The 21,644-nt window shown below is 71.4% G+C and carries 18 protein-coding genes; 1 reads left to right on the top strand and 17 read right to left on the bottom strand.

The genetic code is table 11. The features are described 5' to 3' along the window. Positions 1 to 1,113 precede the first annotated feature (1,113 nt). The 7 genes from ACFU5O_RS34375 to ACFU5O_RS34345 all read right to left on the bottom strand — a co-directional run bounded on the left by ACFU5O_RS34375 (position 1,114) and on the right by ACFU5O_RS34345 (position 9,835). On the bottom strand, positions 1,114 to 1,974 hold the full coding sequence (locus tag ACFU5O_RS34375; RefSeq protein ID WP_384246405.1) for a thioesterase II family protein: 861 nt from the start codon (positions 1,972 to 1,974) through the stop codon (positions 1,114 to 1,116). Between the two features lie 6 nt (positions 1,975 to 1,980). Then, positions 1,981 to 2,745, bottom strand: coding sequence for a thioesterase II family protein (locus ACFU5O_RS34370; RefSeq protein ID WP_384246404.1), 765 nt, complete (start codon positions 2,743 to 2,745; stop codon positions 1,981 to 1,983). Continuing rightward, a complete protein-coding gene (locus ACFU5O_RS34365; RefSeq protein ID WP_384246402.1) occupies positions 2,742 to 3,398 on the bottom strand; it encodes a 4'-phosphopantetheinyl transferase family protein in 657 nt (218 codons plus the stop codon). Before ACFU5O_RS34365 ends, ACFU5O_RS34370 begins: the two co-directional genes overlap by 4 nt. Next, positions 3,395 to 4,921, bottom strand: a complete 1,527-nt coding sequence (locus ACFU5O_RS34360; RefSeq protein WP_384246401.1) for an amino acid adenylation domain-containing protein — start codon at positions 4,919 to 4,921, stop codon at positions 3,395 to 3,397. The genes ACFU5O_RS34365 and ACFU5O_RS34360 overlap by 4 nt, the downstream gene beginning before the upstream one ends. A gap of 31 nt (positions 4,922 to 4,952) precedes the next feature. Then, entirely contained in the window at positions 4,953 to 8,174 is a 3,222-nt protein-coding gene (locus ACFU5O_RS34355) for an amino acid adenylation domain-containing protein (protein ID WP_384246399.1), read from the bottom strand. Positions 8,175 to 8,185: 11 nt separating this feature from the next. Beyond that, positions 8,186 to 8,452 carry a phosphopantetheine-binding protein gene (locus tag ACFU5O_RS34350; protein WP_384246397.1) on the bottom strand — a complete coding sequence of 89 codons (267 nt, stop codon included), beginning with the start codon at positions 8,450 to 8,452 and terminating at the stop codon, positions 8,186 to 8,188. Positions 8,453 to 8,917: 465 nt separating this feature from the next. After that, complete coding sequence (locus ACFU5O_RS34345) at positions 8,918 to 9,835, bottom strand: LysR family transcriptional regulator (protein WP_384246396.1); 918 nt, start codon at positions 9,833 to 9,835, stop codon at positions 8,918 to 8,920. Between the two features lie 211 nt (positions 9,836 to 10,046). On the opposite strand from ACFU5O_RS34345, the gene ACFU5O_RS34340 reads away from it, so the two are divergent. Continuing rightward, on the top strand, positions 10,047 to 10,241 hold the full coding sequence (locus ACFU5O_RS34340; RefSeq protein WP_384246395.1) for a hypothetical protein: 195 nt from the start codon (positions 10,047 to 10,049) through the stop codon (positions 10,239 to 10,241). A 49-nt stretch (positions 10,242 to 10,290) separates the two neighbouring features. Here ACFU5O_RS34340 and ACFU5O_RS34335 read toward each other — a convergent pair whose 3' ends face one another. The 10 genes from ACFU5O_RS34335 to ACFU5O_RS34290 form a co-directional block, all read right to left on the bottom strand. After that, entirely contained in the window at positions 10,291 to 13,107 is a 2,817-nt protein-coding gene (locus ACFU5O_RS34335) for a BTAD domain-containing putative transcriptional regulator (RefSeq protein WP_384246393.1), read from the bottom strand. A 301-nt stretch (positions 13,108 to 13,408) separates the two neighbouring features. Continuing rightward, a complete protein-coding gene (locus ACFU5O_RS34330) occupies positions 13,409 to 13,807 on the bottom strand; it encodes a hypothetical protein (protein ID WP_384246391.1) in 399 nt (132 codons plus the stop codon). A gap of 3 nt (positions 13,808 to 13,810) precedes the next feature. Continuing rightward, positions 13,811 to 15,409: an AMP-binding protein gene (locus ACFU5O_RS34325; RefSeq protein WP_384246390.1), complete on the bottom strand. Its 1,599-nt coding sequence runs from the start codon at positions 15,407 to 15,409 to the stop codon at positions 13,811 to 13,813. 29 nt (positions 15,410 to 15,438) lie between these two features. Continuing rightward, positions 15,439 to 15,960 (bottom strand): flavin reductase family protein, encoded by a 522-nt coding sequence (locus tag ACFU5O_RS34320; protein WP_384246389.1) that lies wholly within the window; start codon positions 15,958 to 15,960, stop codon positions 15,439 to 15,441. Positions 15,961 to 15,971: 11 nt separating this feature from the next. Continuing rightward, on the bottom strand, positions 15,972 to 17,519 hold the full coding sequence (locus tag ACFU5O_RS34315) for an amino acid adenylation domain-containing protein (protein ID WP_384246388.1): 1,548 nt from the start codon (positions 17,517 to 17,519) through the stop codon (positions 15,972 to 15,974). Next, positions 17,519 to 18,457, bottom strand: coding sequence for a hypothetical protein (locus ACFU5O_RS34310; protein ID WP_384246387.1), 939 nt, complete (start codon positions 18,455 to 18,457; stop codon positions 17,519 to 17,521). The genes ACFU5O_RS34315 and ACFU5O_RS34310 overlap by 1 nt, the downstream gene beginning before the upstream one ends. After that, positions 18,457 to 19,059 carry a 4'-phosphopantetheinyl transferase family protein gene (locus ACFU5O_RS34305; protein ID WP_384246385.1) on the bottom strand — a complete coding sequence of 201 codons (603 nt, stop codon included), beginning with the start codon at positions 19,057 to 19,059 and terminating at the stop codon, positions 18,457 to 18,459. Before ACFU5O_RS34305 ends, ACFU5O_RS34310 begins: the two co-directional genes overlap by 1 nt. After that, positions 19,056 to 20,180: an acyl-CoA dehydrogenase family protein gene (locus ACFU5O_RS34300; protein WP_384246384.1), complete on the bottom strand. Its 1,125-nt coding sequence runs from the start codon at positions 20,178 to 20,180 to the stop codon at positions 19,056 to 19,058. The genes ACFU5O_RS34305 and ACFU5O_RS34300 overlap by 4 nt, the downstream gene beginning before the upstream one ends. Beyond that, the gene (locus ACFU5O_RS34295; RefSeq protein ID WP_384246382.1) at positions 20,173 to 21,378 is read right to left on the bottom strand and encodes an acyl-CoA dehydrogenase family protein; all 1,206 of its coding nucleotides are present in this window, start codon (positions 21,376 to 21,378) and stop codon (positions 20,173 to 20,175) included. The genes ACFU5O_RS34300 and ACFU5O_RS34295 overlap by 8 nt, the downstream gene beginning before the upstream one ends. Continuing rightward, on the bottom strand, positions 21,375 to 21,638 hold the full coding sequence (locus ACFU5O_RS34290; RefSeq protein WP_384246381.1) for a phosphopantetheine-binding protein: 264 nt from the start codon (positions 21,636 to 21,638) through the stop codon (positions 21,375 to 21,377). The genes ACFU5O_RS34295 and ACFU5O_RS34290 overlap by 4 nt, the downstream gene beginning before the upstream one ends. Positions 21,639 to 21,644: the final 6 nt, after the last annotated feature.

Raw genomic sequence — 21,644 nt, 5'->3', positions numbered from 1 at the left:
TGCGAGGTATGGCGAGGAGGCTACGAATACCTACAGACGCAGGTCAAGCGCTGGTAATTCAAAGGCAATGTACAAGTACGGGAATCCTGATGACTGAATCATTACTTCCGCGAGCAGTTTCACGCTCGATGCGGCTTTTGCCCTGCGGCGAGACGGCCGAGATGTGCCGTGCATCACACTTCGACGGGTCCGTGGATCGGCCACACTCAGTGAGGTCGCGGGATGCCCGGCGTACATAGGGTAGGCAAAAGAGAAAGCATCCGTTCCGCCCGGGCTGCGGCTTTGCCGCTCCCGTATTTCACAGAAGAAATAACCCGTGAAGTTACTCGAAGAGAATCCCGCCAATCCGCTGACCGAAGCACACATCTGTGTTGCGGTCCGCCACGGCTTGGCATAAGGGACGGCATTCACGCAGGGCTTGTGCGGTCGGGAACGGAACGACTCTCTCGGATGCCGTGCGCGTCCCACGCAAATGCGTCGAGTCCGCCGACGGGAATCCCGGGGCCCAGGGCCGGGAAGCGGACGGGGCAGCCCTGTGGGACGGCTTCCCGGCCGCGCACCGGGTAAGGGTTCGTACCGGCCGCGGCAGTCGGAGGCCGCCCTGCGCCGGCCCGCTGGTGCGGCCGCTGCGCTCCGTTGTGCCTGGCGCCTCTCGTTCGGATCCTGCCGGGCTCGCGTGCCCAGGCGCCGTACCTCGCGGCGTTGTCGTCAGTCGCCCGGGTACGCCCAGCACGAATGCGAGGACGTCCCCCGGCGTCCGCGAGCAGCGCGCGGATCCGGACCTACAGGCGCTGTCACGCGCCGATCAGGGAGCAGCGCGACTCAGGGCCGCCGAGCCGCGAGCCGCGAGCCGCGGCGACGCGTCCGCCCCCGCGGCTGCAAGAGCGCCGCGGGAAGGCAGAACGCCGCCGGCTGCCCGCCGACGGCGCGTTTCACGTCACCGGGGCGGGCCCCTCCATCCGCCTCCCCGGACCGCTTCTCACCACCCCACGTCGAACGGCCCGCCGACGGCCGATGGTCCCGATTCCGACGTCGCCGACAGCATCGCCCGATCGGGTGACACTCCCCCGTGCGGGCCCCGGCGCTCGGAACCACATGGCACGACCGGCCCCATCACCCTGGGCAGCCGGCGTGCTCCTCCTCGCCCTCTTCGGAACACGTCAGAGCCCCGACGGTGGACACCTGCACGTTCTGCGGCCGGTGCGTCTGCGTGCCCCGGGCCACGCCGAGGACCTCGTTCAGGGACGGCAGCACGTGGGTGTCGTCGTCGCGGAAATAGAAGTGCCCACCGAGGAACGTCCGGACGGTGACCGGCTCGGTGGTGTGATCCTGCCAAGCAGCCAGGTCGCTTTCCGTCATACGGTCATGGTCGCCGGCGAACACGGTCAGCGGCACCGGCAAGGGCACGCCGGACCGGTGGCGATAGGTCTCGGCCAGGCGCAGGTCCGCGCGGAGAGGCGCCGCCACCACGGCACGCATGTGCCGGGACTCCAGAATCTCCGGCGGGATGCCACCGTGCCGACGGGCCACCGCTCGTAGGAGCAGGTCGTCGGAGAGGGTGTGCAGTCGCGTGGCCGGCCGGGGAAGGTGGGGGGCCGGGAAGGCGGAGACGACGAGACCCTCGGGGAGGTGCCGTCCGGCGTCCCGCAGGGCCCTGGTGATCTCGTAGGCGATGAGCGCGCCGAGGCTGTGCCCGAAGAAGGCGTAGCGGCCCGTCAGGGCGACGTCGGCGAGGAAGTCGGCGACGAGTGCGTCGATGTCGGTGGCGTCGGGCTCCTGATGGCGGATTCCGCGACCGGGCAACTGGACCGCGTGGAGTTCGACACCCGGCAGCCGCGCGGCCCAGCGAAGATACTCCGCGGGGTTCCCGCCGGCGTGTGGGAAGCAGTAGAGCCTGAGCGCGCCGGGCGGCGGCGCCCCTGGCGTCGGTGGGCCGGTCAGCAGCCAGGGACGGACGGGGCTCGTGGTCGTCATCCGGGGTCAGTCCTCTCCCTTGGCTGCGGTCAGGATGCGGTGCGAGAGGTCGGCCAGCAACTGGGGCGCGGCGTCCTGGAGGTAGAAGTGCCCGCCGGGGAAGGCGAGCGGGCCCGCGTACCGGGACGAGTGGCGCGCCCACTCGCCGGCCCACGTGGCGGCGTCCTCGTCGGCCGTGCCGTAACAGACCGTGAGCGGCACGTCGAGGGGCTCGGCGTCGGCCGGCCTGTAGGTCTCGATGAGTTCGTAGTCGGCCCGGAAGGCGGGCAGCAGCAGCTCGCGGAACTCCGGCTCGGCCAGGAGGGCGCTTTCGGCGGCGCCCATGTCGAGGACGTCGGCGACGATGGCGTCGTCACCCTGGAGGTGGACGGCGCGGGCTTCGAGCCGGTGCGGCGGCGGGAATCCGCTGACGAAGAGCCCGGCGGGACGCACCCCGTGGACGTGGAGCAGCAGGCGGGCGGTCTCGTATCCGATCGCGGCGCCCATGCTGTGGCCGAAGAGCCACAGCGGACGGTCCCGGAGGGGAGCGAGCACGGCCGCCAGTTGTCGCGCCATCTCCTCCATGCCGGTCACGACAGGGTCCCCGAAGCGGTCGTTGCGGCCGGGATAGCAGACGGCCGTCGCTTCGATCCGCGGGTCCAGGTGGCGGGGCCAGTCCCGGAAGAAGGACGGGGACCCGCCCGCGTGCGGCAGGCACACCAGCCGGGCGAGCGGCGGTTCGCCGCCTCGTCGGCCGGTCGCGAAGGGCTGCAGCCAACGCTGGTCGTTCACCTGGGTCTTCCTCTCGTGACGCTGCTGAAGGCGCAGCTCAGGGGTATCGGCGAGTGCTCCCGCAGGCTCACCCAGCGGTACGGGCCCCACGCCCCGCGTCGCGCTCCACGCGGGATGTCGAGGGTGAGGGCCGGGCCTGCCACACCGGTGCCGAGGGCCTTGCCGCAGGCCTCCTTGACGGTCCACATCCACGCGAACTCGGTGGCTCTGTCCTGTGGTGAAAGCGTGGTGAGTTCTTGCCGCCGCCCGGGGGCGCACCACCGCAGCAGCGGGTCCTCCACGTCGGGTGGCGGGGGCTGTACGTCGACACCGACCGCGCGGTCGAGCGCGACGCAGGCCGTGTACGCACCGTCACCGTGGCTGACACTGACGCCGAGGCGTGGGTGACCCAGGAGCCATGGCCGGCCCGACGGTTCGTAGGCGACGTCGGCGGTGGCGGCTTCGGGGAAGCGGATGGCCAGCAGGGCGCGCAACAGGCCGCGGGCGCCGAGTCGTTCGGCGCCCCGGCGCGGAGGCAGCCGCCGGGCGTCGGCCCGGTCCCCGGGCGTCAGCCGGTGGGCAAGGGTCCCGTCGAGCGGGGTACGGGCCAGGGCCACCCAGACGCCGGGCCCTGCCTCGACGTACGGCGGGAACCCGGCGTGTCCGGGTCTCATACAGCGTTTCCGGCTTCCGTCAGCACCTTCGCACGGTCCACCTTCCCGGTGACCCCCAGCGGCAGTTCGGCGTGGATCCTGAACTCGGCGGGGACCATGTAGTCCGGCAGCGTCCTGCCGAGGGCTGTGCGCAGAGCGGCACGGAAGCCGTCCGGTGTCCCGCGGTCAGCGGGGTCGAGCGGCACCACGTGGGCGACGAGGCGGTCGCCGCCGTCGGGCCGCTGCTCGACGTCCACGACGGCGTTGCGTACCGGATCGAGGTTGCACAGGGCGACCTCGATCTCCTCCAGTTCGATGCGGAAGCCCCGTATCTTGACCTGGCGGTCGGCCCGGCCGAGGAAGAGCAGTTCACCGTCCTGGAGGGCGACGAGGTCACCGGTGCGGTAGTAGATGCCGTCCCGGCCGGGGAGTTCGACGAAGCGCTGCTCGGTCAGATCGGGCCGGCCGAGGTATCCCTCGGCGACGCAGGGTCCGCCGAGATGGAGCTCTCCGCTCTCGCCGTCGGTGACCTCGTCGCCTTCGGCGTCCAGTACGACGGAGACGTGTCCGGGCAGGCAGTGCCCGATCGGCACCCGCTCGCCCTGCCAGCCCTGTTCGATCCAGTACAGGGTGGCGGTGACGATCGCCTCTGTGGGGCCGTAGGTGTTGCACACGGGTACCGAGCCGAGCGGACCGTTGGCCCAGTGGCGCACGACGGTGGGATTCACCGCCTCGCCTCCGAAGATGATGCCGCGCAGCGATGCGAGTGCGGCGATGTCGTCGGTGGACAGTGCCTCGCCGAAGAACGCTTCGAAGTAGGCGGTGGTGCAGGAGACGTACGTGACCTGGTGTGCGCGGACCCGTTCGAAGAGCTGTCGGCCCGTCCAGAGGGCGGGACCGCGCAGCAGCACGGTCCCGCCCCCGGTCACCGGTGCCCACATCTCCTCGACCGCCGCATCGAAGCTGGGCGACGCGAAGGAGAGCAGGACGTCGTCGGGCGTGAGGCGGTAGGCCTCCAGCGTTCCCAGGAGGTGGACCGCCAGGCCGTGGTGGCCGACGGCCACGCCCTTGGGGAGGCCGGTGGATCCGGAGGTGTAGATGAGGTAGGCAAGGTCGTCGGCACGGGCGCGGTGGGGGCGGAGGCGCTCCTCCCGGCCGGGGGCCGCGGTCGGCGGTCCCAGGGTGATTCGTTCCGTGGGCAGACCGGTCTCGACCCCGGTGCCGCCGGTGGCGAGGACGACCTTGGCGTCCGCGTCGTCGAGAACGTACCGGATGCGCTCCTCGGGCAGCCGGGCGTCGATGGGGACCCACGAGGCGCCCGAGAGCCAGGCACCGAGCGCGGCGATCATGAACTCGGCGTTCCCCGGCCCTACCAGCGCGACCGTGTCGCCGCGGGAGCAGCCGTGGTCCAGCAGCCGGTCGGCGACGTCGGTCGCCCCGTTCCACAGCTGCCGGTAGGTGACGCGGTCCTCGCCGCACAGAAGGGCGGTCTTGTCGGGGTGGCGCTGGACGTTCGCCTCGATCAGGTCGATGACAGTGGTCATGTGTGGCTCCGTTGTCGGTGAGAGGGCGGGGTCAGTGACCACCGTGGGCGTTGTCGCCGCCAGAGCGGCCCGGTGCGTCGACATGGCCGGCCAGCGCGCGGATGGTGGGGGCGCGGAAGAACTCGACGACCGGGACGCGCGTGCCGGTGCGCTCCTCCACCGACCTCAGCAGCCGCAGCACGTCGAAGGAGTTGCCGCCGAGCAGGAAGAACGACTCGTCGGCACCGGCCGGTTCGTTGCCGAGCAACTGCGTCCACATCTCCCGGATCAGTGCCTCGGTCGGTGTCGGTGCCCAGGTGCCGGCCGTCCCGCGGGCCTCTGCCCCGGCGAACTCGCCTGCGGCGAATCGGCCGACCAGGTTCTTGCGGTCGATCTTGCCGTTGTCCGTCAGTGGCATCGTGTCGATGGCCAGGACATGACGCGGGATCATGTACGCGGGCAGCTCCTGCTGGAGGGCGTCGCGCAGTTCCCTCGTGTCCACCACCGCCCCCGGTGCCGGCAGGACGAAGAGGCACAGCGCTGCCTGTTCACCCGTTCCGTGGATCGCGGCGGCAGCGGCCTTGACGTTCGTCAGCTTCTCCGACGCGGTTTCCAACTCGCCGAGCTCGATACGGTGACCGCGCAGCTTGACCTGGGAGTCCCGGCGGCCGAGGAAGACGAGCGCGCCGTCCTCCGCGAGCATCGCGAGGTCACCGGTCCGGTAGACGCGTCCCGTCCCGCTGGGGGCGGGCAGGAACGCGGCCCCGGTGCGCTCGGGGTCGTTGACGTAGCCGTCCGCGGGGCAGACGCCCCCGAAGTAGAGCTCGCCGACGGCACCGGGCGGCACCTGGCGGCCGTGCCGGTCGAGCAGGTACGTGTCGACGCCGGGCAGCGTGCCACCGATCGGGACGTGGGAGGGCCGCTCGAGGGGGCCTCCGGGCAGGACGTGGTAGGTCACGGCGTGCGTCTCGGTGGGCCCGTAGAGGTTGACCAGCGTGAGCCGGTCGTGGGCGTCGAGGAGCCGCCGGGAGCGGCTGTCCAGGTGGAGCTGTTCGCCCGATACGCAGATGTGGCCGACGGCTTCGAGCGAGTGGCCTCCTTCGTGGACGGCGTCGGCGAAGGCGCCGAGTACGGCGACCGGCAGGTAGACGTGGGTCAGGTGCTGGTCCTCGACCAGGGTGGCGACCTGAGCGAGGTCGCGACGGTCCACGGCGCCGAGCCCGTGGACGGTGCCGCCGGCGGCGAGGGTGGGGAAGATCTCCTGGTAGGAGACGTCGAAGCCGAGCGGCGCGAACTGGAGGAACCGTGTGTCCGGGCCCATGCGGAGCTCGTCGGTCTGCCAGTGCAGCAGATTGACCAGGGCGGGCTGCCCCATGAGGACGCCCTTGGGGCGTCCGGTGGATCCGGACGTGAACATGATGTAGACGGGGGCGGTTCCGTCCGGCAGCGACGGGGCGGCCTGCGCCGCGCCGCCTGCCTCCTGGAGTGCGGTGACCGTCGTCCGCTCCGGCTCGCCGGGCACCACGGATCGTGATCCGATGACAAGGGTGCAGCCCGAGTGACTGATCATGTAGCTCAGGCGGTCCGCCGGGAGGGTGGTGTCGACCGGCAGGTAGGTGGCACCGCACCAGAGGATCGCCAGCATGGACACCACGGTGTCCGCGAGGGTGTCCGGCACCACGGCGACCACATGCCCGCGTCGCACGCCGCGGCCGTGGAGCCCGGCCGCCGCCCGTGCCGTGCGGTCCACCAGTTCCCGGTACGTCAGGCCGGTCCCGTGGGGGTCGGTGACCGCGAGCTTCTCGGGGTGGCGGCGAGCGGCGTCGAGCACCAGGCCGACGAGTCCGCCGTCCGCGTCCGTACGGGCCTCGTCGCTCCGCCTGAACTCCGGGACGGTACGGGTGTCGAGACCGGCCACGAGCTCCGTCAGAGAGGTTCGGGGGCTGCGGGCGGCACGCAGCAGCAGCTGCCGGTACTCGCCGAGGAACCGCTCCGCGTACGAGGCGGGAAGCAGGTCCTTGTCGTACTCGACCTCGATCAGCAGGCCCTCCTCCACGGGCGTGGCGCCCAGCCAGAGGTCGAAACGGGCGGCCTGCTGGGAGACGAACTCGACCTTTCCGTGGAGTCCCTCATCGAGGTCGATCCGCGTGCGCAGCTCGTCCTGCATCGCGAACATGCACTGGAAGAGCGGGTTGCGGTTGGTGGTGCGCTCGGGTGAGGCCTGCGCGACCAGCGCGTCGAAGGGGATCGCCTGGTAGCGCTTGGCCTCGCGCACCACGTCGGTGACGGCCGCGCAGTGTGTGTCGAACGGGACGTCACGGGCGGGCAGCACGAGAGGCAGGGTGTTGACGAAGAATCCGCACAGGTCGTGGGAGGCGATGGTGCGGCGGGTGGAGAAGGGGCTGCCCACGACGACCTGTTCCTGACCGGCGTACTCGCCCAGCAGCGCGGCGTAGCAGGCGAGCAGGACACAGAAGGGCGTGGTGGAGAGCTCGCGCGCGGTGCGTTCGACGAGGTGGCGCTCCTCCGCGTCGAGCAGCAGGTTCAGATCCGCGCCGGCGAAAGAGGTGTTCACCGGGCGGGTGGGGGTCTGGTAGAGCGTCGTCGCCGGTACGCCGGCCAGCTCGGCGGCGAGCTTCTTGACCTCGCCCGCCTCGATCGCGGCGTCCGTCGCCCTTACCTGGGCGGCGAGTTCACCGGAGAGGTGCCGTTCACGCTCGGCGGGGTCCGGTTCTGCGGTCCCGGCGGGTGATCCGGTGGCGAGACGGTAGCCGGCACACAGCTCGTCGAGGAACGCACGCATGGAGACGCCGTCGCTGACCGAGTGGTGGATGTTGCACAGCAGGGCGCTGCGGCCGGGTGCCAGCAGCAGCTTGAAGCGGCACAGTGGTGCCTGCCGCAGGTCCACGGGGAGGGTCGCGAAGTGCTTGCTCTCCTCGTCGACCAGACGCTCCCAGTCCGGTCCTGTGGCCCGGCTCGTGCTCACGTCGAGAGGTACGCCGGCGGGCCGGGTGATCCGCGCGCGGGTCTCGCCGCCGTCGAGGGTGAACTCGGTACGCAGGGTGGGCTGTACGTCGAGAAGCCGACGCAGTGCGCGGCGCAGCGCGTCCGGGTCCGCCTCTCCTTCGAAAGTGATGCGGAAGCTGATGTTGTAGAGGTCCTTGCGCTCCATGGCCTCCTGGATGAACAGGAGGCTGCGCTGTGAAGCCGTGACCGGCAGGTCGACGGCTCGTTCCGTGAGTTCCGTGATGCCGGTGTCCTGGACGCTGCTCATGTCGCGCTCCCTCAGTTCCAGCCCTCGACGAAGGCCGCGAGATCCGCGACCGTGATGACGTCCGCGAGCTGGTAGGGGTCGATCTCCTGAGTGGGGTCGACGGCGAGGTCGCCGAGGATGCGAAGCAGCAGCAGCGAGTCGACGCCGATGGCGGCCAACTCCGTGCTCGGGGTCAGCCGCTGCTCGCCCAGGCGCTGGGTGATCGCGGCGTGGACCCTCGCGGTGACGGAAGCCGGGAGGCCGGCGGCAAGAGGCTGGTCGGCGGGAGAGACGGTCATGAACGTGGGCCTTCTTTCGGTACGGGGAGCGGGCGGGGGGTGGGGCACGGAAGCGTGGGTCACGGAAGCGTGGGTCACGGAAGCGTGGGTCACGGAAGCGTGGGTCACGGAAGCGTGGGTCACGGAAGCGGCAGGGCCGGTGCCGTGTCCGGAACCGTTTGCCGGGAGTTCCTGGCGTCCGGTGCGGGGCGTCACAAGGCGGTAGGGCACCGCCCGGACGGAGGACGAAGGAGATCGTCGTCGTCCTGGGCGTACTCGGGGCGACTCCGACCGCGTCGCCGGGGCACACCGCCCGTGCCGTAGGGCGACGGGAAGTCCCGTGGCCGGGGGTACCTCCCGGGCGGGGCGCAGCGGGACGCCGCGAGCCGGCCGGTCTCTCCGGTCGGAGCACCAGGGCCTCTCGTTCGGATCTTGCCGGGCTCGCGTGCCCTGGCGCACCGATCCGGCCTGATCCCGACGAAAGACCTAACCGGCCGCGAGCATGCGGTCGTCGACGTGTTCCGCGGCCACGTCCAGCGCGGCGGCCACGAGGGCGTCCAGGGCGGTGTTGGGGGTTCTGGTCTTCCGGCGGACGACCTGGGTCCAGGTCTCGAACGGCGGCATCCAGTCGATCGTCGCCAGCGTCCCCTCTGCGAGTTCCCGCTCGACCGAGACCAGCGGGATGAAGGCCATGCCGATGCCGAGAGCGACACTGCGCTTGGCGGCGTCGATCGAGTCCAGGTCGAAGACGCGCGGGCGGTCAGGCCCGTCGAGCAGCCCGAGGGCCTGCTCGAACTGGTGCTGGTAGCCGGCGCGGGTGTCGGCACGGATGATCGGCGTGCTGCGCAGGTCGTCGTCGGTGACCGGGCCGCGGCTGGTCAGGAGGTGCCCGGGGCTTCCGACGAGGACCATGGGCTCGGGGCACAACACCTGGGTTTCCAGGCCCTCGTGCTCCTCGGGTGAGCCGACGACGAAGGCGCAGTCCAGTTGTCCGTCCCTGACGGCCGCGATGGCGCCGGTACCGGCCCCCGCGTGCAGGGACACCTGGACCTTCGGGTAACGGCGGTAGAGGTACTCGACCATGGGCAGGAGCCGGTAGCTCGTCAGGCTCTCCACGGTTCCGACGTCGACGCAGCCGTGCGGCTGGCCGTCGGAGCTGATCGCCTGGCGGGCGCGTCCGGTGAGCGAGATGATCTCGCGTGCGTAGGGCAACAGGTGCCGGCCGGCGGCGGTGGGTCGCACCCCGCTCGGCAGACGTTCGAGGAGGGTGACTCCAAGGCCCTGCTCCAGCGACTTCACACGGGTGGTGACCGTCGGCTGGGACAGGTTCAGGCGTGCGGCGGCCCGGGTGAAGCTGCCGATGTCAACCACGGCCACAAAGGCGTCGAGTTGAGGAGTGTCCACGGTCCGGTCTCCTCCGGTACAGGATGGGACTGCTTTGCCGATGGCCATCCTGTGGCGGAGGCCTATCGGTCCCCTACTGATCGAGCACCGGCCGGCGCATCACGGTGAGAGGCCATCAGGTGTTGGGCTGATAGCCGATGAGTAGTGGCGCTCCTTACGTTCTGTCGACAGATGGGCACGCCGCCCTCCACAACTCAGCGAGGAGCCCCAAGTGCGCAGCAATCTCATCAGCAGTGCCGCCGTTCTGATCACTGCCGTCGCGGCACTCACCTCGTTCGGGACGGGTGCCGCTCCCTCGGACGAAGGCCGGGTGCGGGTCCTGGCATCCGACACCCCCTGGCCCACACCGGTCGCGCCGGCGGACGTCCGCAGCGACACCCCGTGGCCGATCGGTGGCGGTCACTGACGCGGCCGAGGAACGGGCGAGCCGGTCCGGCGGCAGGACGCCTGGCGGGTCAGCCGCGCGAGCATCCCGGTGTGAACGAGAACTCGGCCAGCTGGGCGGTGTGCTCCGCCTCCAACTGGGCCAGCTCCAGACGGGCCTCCGCCGCCCCCACCTGGTCCATGATCCGCTCTCTGATGGCCACCACGTCGTGCAGCAGGCTCTGCGCGTCGGCGATCCGTCCCAGCCGGGCGTTGACCGTGCCCAGCCGGTGCAGGATGCGCGACTCGCCCGCGATGTCCCCACGCGAGCGCACCAGCTCCAGCACGTCGCGCAGCAGCTCCTCGGCCTCCTGATAGCGGCCACGGCGCTGCATGAGGTCGCTCATCACCAGCCGCACCTGGCCTTCCGTGCGGCGGCTGCCGGTCGACCGGCATACGTCCAGTGCCTCGCCGAGCAGTTCTTCCGCGTCGTCGAGGCGGCCCTCGTCCAGGGCGAGGCGGGCCAGATGCGCCAGCACGTTGGTCTGTCCCACGTGGTCGGAGACGGCCTGGAAGTCCGCGACCGCCTGACGGTGCAGCGCGAGCGCGGTCCGCGCATCCCCCTGCCGCTGGGCCAGCAGGGCCAGATTGCGCCTGGCCAGCGCCAGACCGTGGGTGTCCCGCAGACCGGTGAAGGCCTCCAGGGCCGGCACCAGGGCCTGGCGGGCGGCGGTGAACTGGGACCGGGAGAGGCACAGGGAGCCCACCGAGCACATGACGGCCGCGCGGCCGCGGACCAGCCTCGCCCTGTTCACCGCCTCCAGCGCCCTCTGGTGGGTGCGCTGCCACTCGTCGAAGTAGCAGCGCGACTCGAAGATCGTCACCAGCGTCACGGCCAGATCCCAGCACGCTTCCGCCTGGCCCGTCTCCGCGGCGAGGTCCACGGCCTGGCAGAGGTTGGCCCGCTCGGCCTCCAGCCAGGCCAGCGGGTCACGCAGCAGGCGGTCGGTCCGGGTGGCGGGAAGGTGCCAGCGTGGTGCGTCGCCGTGCAGGATGGTGAAGTCACCCCCGTACAGGCGGCGGTGTGCCTCGTCCGCCAGTGCCAGCCAGCCGCCGACGAGGCGGGTGAGCGCGGGGCCGGCCTGTTCCGTCTCGCGGTGCCGCTCCAGTTCCTCGCGGGCGAACAGCCGCACCAGCGAATGCAGCCTGTAGTGCGGTTCTCCCGGGGGCCCGGTGCTGACGACCTCCAGCATCTGGGCGTCCACAAGCGATTCCAGCAGGTCGTCCGCGTGGAACAGATCGCTGTCCAGCAGTGCCGCCGCCGCCCAGGTGGGCACGGACCCGCCGTCCTGCAGACTCAGGAGCCGGAGAAGACGCCGGCCGTCCTCGGTCAGTCCGTCGTAGGTGAGGGCGAGACTCGAGCGGATGACGAGCTCGCCGTGGGCCAACTCGTCCAGCCGGCGCCGCTCGTCGGACAGCCGGTCGAGCATCCACTCCAGTGACCAGTTGGGGCGCGCCGCCAGGCGTGCGGCGATGATGCGCAGTGCCAGGGGTAATCGGCCCACCATCCGCACCAGTGCTCTCGCGGCCTCGGGCTCGGCCGCCACCCGCTCCCTGCCGACGACCGCGGCCAGCATCTCGGTCGACTCGCGCACGTTCAGCACGTCCACGTGAAGGAATCGCGCGCCCGGCAGGCCGGTGATGCCGGAGCGCCCGGTGACGATCACGGAGGAGTTGCCGGTCCCGGGCAGCAGGTGGCGCACCTGCTTCGCACCGGAGGCGTTGTCGAGGACGATGAGCATCCGTTTGCCGGCCAGCAGGTTGCGGTACATCTCGGCCCGCTCGTCGACCGCGTCGGGGATCTGGGAGCCCGGGATGCCCAGCGCCCGCAGGAACCGGCCGAGTACGTCAAGGGTCATGGCCGGCGACGGTTGTGTGCCGCCCAGGTCGCAGTAGAGCTGCCCGTCGGAGAACTCCCCCATCAGCCGGTGCCCGATGTGCACGGCCAGCGTGCTCTTTCCCACCCCGGACGGCCCGGAAAGCACGGCGACGGGCGTGGGCCGCCGCTCGTCCTCGGCCAGGAGCAGGTCCTCCGCGGCCTTGATGAGCTGCGTCCGCCCGGTGAAGTCCGCGATGTCGGGCGGCAGTTGGAACGGAACGGCCCGCTCGTGCGGCTCCGGGGGCGCCGGCCGGGTCACCTGCACGGGTTCCGGGGCCGGTGCCGGGGCCGTGTCCGTGGGCAGGTGCAGGTCCCGGTCACCGGCCAGGATCGCGGATTCCAGCCGCCGGAGCTCGTCGCCCGGCTCGAGGCCGAGCTGCTCCACCAGGATCAGCCGGCCGGAGCGGAAGACCTCCAGAGCCTCGGCCTGCCGGCCGGACCGGTACAGGGCCAGCATCAGCCGGCCTCGCAGCCCTTCCCGTAACGGATACTCGGCCACCCGGGCGGAGAGTTCGGGGATGATCTGGTCGTGCCGGCCGAGCTGGAGTTCCAGGTCGACGTGGGTCTCCAGGTTGAAGAGCCGGTACTCGTCGAGCTGCGCGGCCATCGACTGGAGCTTGTGGCTCCTGGTTCCGCTCAGCGCGGGGCCGCGCCACAGTTCGGCCGCCCTCCGGGTGAGGGCCGCGGCCTCTTCCGTCCGGCCCTCTTCGGCCAGGAGATGCGCCTCTTTCCGGTACTTGGCGAAAAGCGCCGCGTCCAGCTGGTCTTCGGACACCTCGATGACGTACCCGGGCTCCCGGGTGACAAGGTGTGAATTCTGGCCGATGGCGGCGAGGTTGGCCCTCAGCGCCGAAATACATGTCTGGATTTGAGTGCGCGCGGTGGTCGGCGGGTCGTCGCCCCAGATCGCGTCGACGAGGCTTTCTGTGCTGACGATGCGGTTCGCCTCGAGGAGAAGTGCGCTCAGCACGACTTGTTGTCTGCCGCGAGGTATTCGGCACTCCTGGCCGGACCCTCCCACTATCTCCAGTGGACCGAGGACACGGTACGTGGGATCGCCTGCTCTACCCGGCATCGGTGTGTCGTCTCCCCCTTGCCCCCGAGCGAAGCGTTCGCTTGATCGTCAAGTTAGCACGGGGGTCCGGCGGCAGCGGGGCCGATGGCATGCTTTCCGGACCGGCCGGGGCACTTGCCCCCCGGGGCCTCTCGTTCGGATCCCGCCGGGGCTCGCGTGCCCTGGCCCGCCCCGGCCCTGATCCGAACGAAAGGCCCTAGCCGGATGTAAGGGTGCCTTCCGTGGGACTCGCCGAGATGTACGTCCTGCGGGAGGCGATCAGACCGTACGCCGACATCATGCAGATGTCGGCGAAATCCACCCCTCGCGCGCAGCCCTCCTGCCGGTAAAGAACCCCCGTGGTGACAATGCGCCCCTGGGCGATCCACAAGTCCTGGATCGAATAGCGGAACCGCCGGCGTCTTTCCGCGGCGACCACAGCCGCCCGGCCGCAGGCCGGCATCTCGCCCGGCACGCTCACAACGGCGTCCAATTCGAGGAGTGAAGCGAACGCGTCGTAGTCACGGGCGTTGAGATAGGCGTAGCTCAGATACACATGCTCGCCGGGTGCCGCTTCCGGCCATGGGACCGGCGGCTCGTCCTGTCTCTCCGGCACGGCTCAGGCTCCCTCCGTGAGCCGGGCGGCCAGGCTCCGCCGGTCGACCTTGCCGTTCGGAGTGACGGGCAGCTCGCTGAAGAAGTGGATCACATCGGGCACCATGTACCTCTGGAGTGTCCGGCCGCAGAAGTCCGTCAGCCGCCCGTCCGCCAGCGAGTCGGACCCGTCCCGCGCCACCACGCACGCGGCGAGGACGGGTTCGGCCTCCGCTCGTTCGAGAAGGAGGAGCACGGCCTCGGCCACCTCCGGGTGTTCGAGGAGCCTGCGCTCCACCTCTCCCAGCTCCACCCGGTTGCCCCTGATCTGCACCTGGGAGTCGGCCCGGCCGCAGAAGTAGAGCTCGCCGTGCGGTCCCCGGTAGGCGAGGTCACCGGTCTTCAGCACCAGTTGGCCCGAGCGAGGCTCGGCCGGATCGGGCACCCGGGCGGCGGCCGACGCCTGCGGATCGTCCCAGTAGCCGGTGAAGAGGGCCGGCGTGCGCAGGTGGATCTCCCCCACCGCCCCCTGCTCACCGACGATGCCGCCTGATTCGCCGACGAGCAGCATCTCGGCGCCCGCGTGCGCGTATCCGATGGACAGCTTCTCCAGGTCCGCCGGCAGCGGTCGCGGCACATCGGTGAAGGAGCAGGCCATCGATTCCGTGGCCCCGTAGCAGTTGATCAGCCTGGCCTGCGGCAGCTGCCCCTGCAACTGCCGCAGTTCCGGCAGCGGGAACTCCTCGCCGCAGAACAGCACGCCGCGCACCCCGGTGAGGCCGGCCACCGTGTCCGGCAGGTGTTTCAGCGACTGGCGCCAGATCGACGGCACGCCGTTGACCTGGGTGGTGCCGGTGTCGGCGAGCACACGCAGGAACCGGCTGGGCCAGCGGAGCAGGCCGCGGGGCACCGGCACCACGGCGGCTCCGCTGCCCAGCGCCAGGCCGATGTCCAGCAGCGAGAAGTCGAACTGCAGCGGTGAAGTGGTCGCGACGCGGTCCTCGGGGCCCACGATGCCCTGGGACAGCATCCCCCGGTAGAACGACGTGACCGCGCGGTGGCTCATCACCACGCCCTTGGGGCGGCCCGTCGTGCCGGAGGTGAAGATCATGTATGCGGTGTCGGTGGGGCACAGCTCCGCGCGCCGCCGGGGACCCGACCGCGGCCGCCGCTCCACGGTCAGCTCGCCGGACCCGAACCTCGCCGTCCCGGTGCCTTCCGGAACGCCGTCCCGTCGGCCGCCCTCCGCCTGGACGTGCAGCGCGGCGCCGGTGGTCTCGATGATGGCCCGCAGCCGCTGGTCGGGGGTTTCCGGGCTGACGGGCACGAAGGGCAGGCCCGCCATCGAACAGGCCAGGAGCATCGCGATCGCGTGGGCAGACGTGTCGGACTCGAGGACGACCCGGTCCCCGATGTCGAGGCCGAGCGAGTCGAGCCCGGCGGCGTAGGCATGTGCCAGTTGCCGGAGTTGGTGGTGGCTGACCGTCCGGGTGGTGCCGTTGGCCACGAACTCGACGACGGCCGGACTGTCGGGAGCGACGGCCGCCGCGGCCAGCAGGAAGGAGTGCAGCAGCTCGGGCCGGTCCGGCGTGTGCACGGCTGCGGTCCGGGTGAACGGGGTCACGTGAGGTCTCCTCGGGTTTGTCGTGCGAGTCAGAAGGAGGGGAACTCGGCCCGGGAGATCCGGTGCGAGTGGCCGTCCATCAGCACCATCGGGGTGTCCGCGCCGCAGGCCGCCCGTTCCGCGGTGCCGATCAGCAGCGTGTGGTCGTAGACCTCCACGGCGTTACGCAGCCGGCACACGACGGTGGCCGAGCAGTCGTCCAGCACCGGAACGCCGTCGACGTACGAGTGGGCGACCCCGTCGAACCGCCGGCCGGGGTCCCCGGTGGCGAACCGCTGGGCGAACTCCCGCTGCTGCCAGGACAGGACGTTGACGGCGAAGGCACCGGCGGCGCGGATGTCGTGGAGCGTGCGCCCCTCGGTACGCAAGGACACGACGACGCTCGCCGGGGCGAGCGACAGCGACAGTACGGCGGTGGCGGTGCATCCGGCCGGGCCGGCCGCGGATTCCGTGGTGATGACCGTGACGAAGCTGGGGAAGCGCCCCATGACCCGCCGGAAGGTGCCCTGGTCGGCCAGGGGCGCGGGCATGGTCTGAGTGTCTATGGTCATGGTCTGCTCTCTCATGCCGCTTGCGGGTGGGACAGGGACGCGACGAGCGCGGCACGGTCGACCTTGCCGTTGGCGTTGAGGGGCAGCGCCCCGGTGAAGCCGACCGTGGCGGGCACCATGTAGGCGGGCAGCTTGCGCCGCAGGGCGTCCAGCAGCTGCGCCGGGTCGGCGGGACCGCCCGTGCACACCGCGTGCAGCAGCGGTTCGCCCTTCCGTCCGGGCACGGCGACCACCACGGCGTCCGTGACACCCGGTTGACGCAGCAGCAAGGACTCGATCTCGCCGAGCTCCACCCGGTAGCCGCGGATCTTCAGCTGGTGGTCGAGCCGGCCGAGGTGCACCAGGACGCCGTCGAGGAGCTGCACACGGTCACCGGTGCGGTACCAGTGCTCCGCGGTGAGCGGCTCGGAGCCGTCGTGGACGGAGGCCCGCCGGCCGTCGAAGGAACAGAACCTGCCCGCGTTGTCGGCCGGGTCCAGATATCCGGGGAAGCGCTGGGTCCCCCGTACGCACAACTCCCCTTCGTCGGACGGGCGTCCGTCCTCGGTCAGGATCACGTGCTCCTGGCCGGCGTACGGCGTGCCGATCGGCACCGTGCCGTTGCTGGTGCGCGGCCAGTCCTCGACGCTGTCCGGCAGCCGGAACTCCGTCCAGGTCACCGTCATCTCGGTCGGACCGTAGATGTTCTCCACGGTGCTGTTGGGAGCGGCGGCACGCCACGCCTCGGCGTGGGACAGCTTCAGGGCCTCCCCGCAGAACAGGCTCCACCGCAGGGTGGGCATGGCGCCCGGCTTCAGGGCACGCAGGCGCAGGGCGATGGCGGCGACGGACGGCACCGAGTTCCAGTGGGTGATCCGGTTGCTGTTGACGAAGCGCACCGGGGACTGCAGGTCGTTGCGCGTCGGTACGACGAGCGTCGCGCCCGAGCCCCAGGCGGCGAACATGTCGTACACCGACGGGTCGAAGGTCAGATCGAACGTCTGCGACACCCGTGCGTGCGGCCCGAGTTCGTACCGGGGGATGACGTGCCCGAGGTAGGCGGCGACATTGGCGTGCGTGACGGGTACGCCCTTGGGCCGGCCGGTCGACCCGGACGTGAACAGGATGTACGCGAGATCCGTGGCCCGCGCGTCCGGTTCCGGAAGCTGCGGCGCGTGGCCGGGCCTCAGGTCGGCGTCGGTCGGCCGCAGCACGGGTACGGGCAGTTCCTCCAGGCCGGTCGGAACGGCGTCCGCGACCACCAGGTCCAGGCCCGCCTCCCGCGCCACGTCGCTGTTGCGGCCGACCGGGAAGGCCGGGTTCAGGGGCACGACGGTCGCGCCGAGCCGGGAGATCGCCAGGTACCCGGCGTAGGCCAGGACGCTGCGGGAAGCGAGCAGCCCCACCCTGGACGGCACGCCACCGTGCCGGCGCACGAGGGCCTCGGCCACTCCGGCCGCCGTGGCGGCGAGTTCGGCGTAGGTGAGCCGCCGGCCGTCGACCTCGAGCGCGGTCTGTGTGTCGCCGTATCGGCGGGCGGACTCGTCGAACCAGTCGTAGAGCCGTAGGGGTCCGGCCATCAGGGCTGTTCCTCCCTCAGTACGCGGGTCATGGTGCTGATCAGGTCGGTGAACGCCTTCGTCACGACGCCGGGCCTGGGGCGGCCGCGTTCGGCCGACGTGACGGCGAAGCGCAGGGAGCGCGGCAGTTCGGCCCAGCCGGACGACGCCGCGTCGGCGGTGCGGTGGCCCACCCGTCCGGTTCGCACGAGCAGTTCGAGGCGGTGGCGCTGATGGCGGGCGGCGGCCCACAGGTCGTCCGCGTGCGCGGCCAGGGCCGCCGGGTCCGAGACCAGCCGGTCCGCCACGAACTCGAGTACCTCCAGCGGGTCGTGCAGCCATGTCCCGGGCGGCGGGGCGACGGGCGGCAGGGTGTCGCGCACCAGCCAGCGGTAGTGCGCCGGGTCGGGCAGCGCCGACGCGGTGCCCAGGGCATGGACGTCGCGCAGGACCTGTCGGCGCGGCAGGTCACCCAGCGGGGTGAGCAGCGCGCGCAGTCCGTCGTCGTCCACCACTCCGCTGTGCGGGGCCTGCTCGCCCTCGGGCAGCAGCGCGGCGAACCGGTCGGTGACGAGCCATGCGCCAGGACGTCCCGGTGCGGTCTCCAGCAGCACCCAGTGCGCCGCCGTGGACCTGCCGTACGCCGGGGACCAGGGCACCGTGCGGGTGTTGCCGACGGCAAGGACCCGGCCGTTGCGGGCGGCCTCCTCCCGCAGGGCCGCACGCGCGTCGGTCCACCGGGCCGCACCACGGTAGGCCAGCCCTTCCGAGGTGTCCGTCAGGTCGATCCGGTGGTGGTGGGAGAAGGCCAGGTGGCCGCTCGGCTCGTCCGTGCGGACCGCCGGCCGGACCGCCTCGGCGAGCCGGCGGGACACCTGCGGCAGTTCCGGTTCCAGATAGGCCACCAGGTTCGCGGTGTAGCAGCTCAGCTCCGGCGTCCGAGTCCCTGCTCCGTTCATCACGCCACCTCCCAGGCGCAGCTCAGGGGTGTGTCCGACCGGTCGCGCAGACTGCGCCAGGCGAAGCCCTTCCATGTGCCGGTCCTCTGCTTCGGGCGCACGTCCACGGCCCAGGGTCCGCCGGCCAGGCCGCTGCCCTCGGCCTTCACACAGGCTTCCTGGGCGGTCCAGATCCAGGCGAACTCCCGTGAGCGCTCGGCGGGCGGCAGTGCGTTCAGGGTGTCGCGGCCGGTACGGACGCAGCGCCTGACCACCCCGTCATCGAGGTGTCGCAGGGGTTGCTGGACGTCGATGCCCACGGCACGGCCCAGCGAGACGCAGGCGGCGTAGTGGCCCTCGTCATGGGCGATGCTGATACCGACGTCGGGTCTGTCGGGGAGGTAGGGCTTGCCGTTCGGCCCCGCTGCCACCCGCCCGTCGGCGGCGTCGGGCACGATCTCGGCCAGGAGCCGGCGCAGGAGGGCCCGGCCGGCCAGGAACTCCTCGGCCCGCCAGGCGACCAGCCCGGAGGCGGCCGTGTGGTCCTCCGGATGCCCGCGGGCCACCGTGGCGCTCCGTCGCGACACGGCCCAGACGTCGGGAACGATCTCGATCACGTTCATGGTGACAGCTCCGTGAGGAGGGAATCGGACGCGCCCGCCACGGTGGAAAGCACGACTTCCTTGGTGCCGCCGCCGATCCCCCAGAGGGCGGCCTGCGCTCTGGTCCACTGGGCGCCCGCAGCCGAGAAGCCCTCGGCGCCCTGGAGTTGGGCGCACTCGGCCAGCACCCGGTCGACGGTCGTCGCGGCAGCGGCCTTGAGGAGGGCGGCGGCGGCGGTGTCATGGTCGCGGGCGACACGGTCGGCCAACTGGTCAACCAGGGCGCGCAGTTGGTGGGTGCTCACCAGGCATGCGGCGAAGCGCTGCTGGATGCTTTCGAGTTGCCACAGCGTTCCGTCGCCGAACCGGCGCTCCTCCAGGCGTGATTTGGTCCGGCGCAGCATGCGGGCGCACAGCGCCACGGCCCACAGGGTGCCGGTCAGGCGCTCCACCGCGATGTGGGAGGCGAAGGAGGTCATCCCGCGTCCCACCCGTCCGACGATGCGGTCCCGTGGCAGCCGGACCCGGTCCAGACGGATGTGGCCGGTGCCGGAGCCGTCGAAGAGCGCCGTGTCGGCCGCCTCGACCGTCACTCCGGGGGCGTGGGCGGGCACGAGCACCCAGGTGAAGTTGGTGAAGTGGCGGCCCTCCCGGTGGCGTGCCAGCACGAGGAGGTGGTCCGCGTACAGGGCGCCGGTGATCCACCGTTTGTTGCCGGTCACCGTGATGCCGTTGTCGTCGACGGCCACTTCGGTTCCGAGACCGGCGAGGTCCGTGCCGGAGCCTTCGTCGGTCGCGGCCAGTGCGACGACGGCGGTGCCCGCGAGGGCTTCCCGCAGGGCGTCCGCGGCCGGTTGTCCGCCGAGGGTGAGAAGGGGTACGGCCGTGGCGATCTGTACGCACACCGAGAGCGTGGAGCCGATGCCGAAGCGGGCGTCCAGGTCCGCCATGAGCCGGCCGAGTGCGCCCGGGTCGGCCCCGGCGGAGGGGTGTCCTTCGCGGTAGACCCCTGCCAGGCGGCCGGCCGCGCCGAGGGCCGCCCAGATCCGGCGTCCGTCCGCGTCGGGCGGAAGGTCACCGAGACCACTCGGCTGCGGGGTGGGCTCGCGTACCGCGAGCCGGAGACGGGCACCGTCAGGCAAGGCGTACCTCCGCGTCGAGCAGGGTGAGCCGGCCGTCGGCCTGGTGCAGCCGGTCGTTGCTGTAGTTGAGGGGCGCCGAGCGCAGATCGCGCAGGGCCAGTTCCAGCCTGGTCCCGGAGTCCTTGAGGTAGCCGTCGCGCAGTCCCACCGCGGCGACGAGTTCCTCGACGGCGGCGTGGCACTGCTCCGATGCCGTGATCTTCAGGGCGTTGAGCAGCAGTTGCACCCTTGGGACGGACAGCTCCGTGGTGTGGCGTACGACCTGCTCGGTGTGGCGGAGCAGCGCGTGCACCGTGTCGAGCTTCTGGCGGGCCGCGGAGAGCCGGCCGAGCAGCAGTTCGGAGCCGAGGTCGAAGCGGCGCCGGCCCGCGGGGCTGCGCAGCATCCCGACCACCCGGGCGAGGGCTCCGGCGGCCGTGCCGAGCCATGCCGCGGACCAGGCCAGGTGTGCCAGCGGGCCGAAGACCTCGCCCGCGATGCGGGAGAACCGGCCGTGCTCGCCCACGACTTGGTGGGCCGGGACGCTTCCGGTCAGGCGGAGGGCGACGCTGTGGCTGGCCCGCATGCCCATGGGGTTCCAGACCCCGCTCTGCTCCACGGTCAGCTGGTCACGATCCGCGTAGACGAGGGAGACCTGACTCGGTGAGGACGCGTCGGGGGCCCGTACGGTGATGAGGAAGCCGTCGGCGTGGGTTCCGCCGGTCACGATCGGCGCGAACCGGTCGATGGCCAGGTGGGTGCTGTCCCCGCGCAACTCGGATTCGGCGGTCAGCAGATGACCGCCCTTCCCGGCCTCGGTGGTGACGGACGCGAGGTAGAGCCTTCCGGCGGCGATCCGCGGCAGCAGCTCGTCGCGGAGCCGGGGCGCCGCGTGTCCGGCCACGGCGGCCACCTGCTGGCAGTGCATGCCGAGGATCATCGCGACGGACATGTCGGCGCGGCCCAGCTCGATGCAGACGTCGAGGAGGTCCGACACGGTCCCGCCGAGCCCGCCGTGGTCGCCCGGGACGGTAAGGCCCAGCAGACCCGTCTCCCGCAGCGCGGCAAGCGCCTCCACGGGGAAGTCGGCGTCGCGGTCGTGGCGGGGCGCGTGCTCTGCGGTGACGGCCGCCACGTGCCGGACCCGCTCCTCGAGGCTCTGCCCCTGGAATGTGTCGCCTGCGGTTTCCCGGTGGACGGCCTGTGCGGCGGCGCTCACGCCACTTCCGCCTGGCTGTTCGCGCTGCCCGCGCCGGCCGCCTCGATGGCTTTCCACAGTGTTCCGGCGGTCGCGAAGGTCGCGTCGTTGAGGTCCTCGTCGGGCAGGGATATGCCGAAGGTGTCCTCGATGGCGAAGAGCAGTTCGATCGACTGCATCGAGTCCAGGCCGAGCTCGCGCAGGACCGAGTTCTCGGTGAGCTCCTGCCCGCGCAGGTACTTGAGGAACGGGGTGAGCAGTTCGGTGAAACGGGGGTCCATGACGGT

The organism is Streptomyces sp. NPDC057445, assembly GCF_042802855.1.
Classification (GTDB): Bacteria; Actinomycetota; Actinomycetes; order Streptomycetales; family Streptomycetaceae; genus Streptomyces.
The sequence above is the reverse complement of the archived record's forward strand: the minus strand, read 5'-3'. Positions and strand labels throughout refer to the sequence as shown.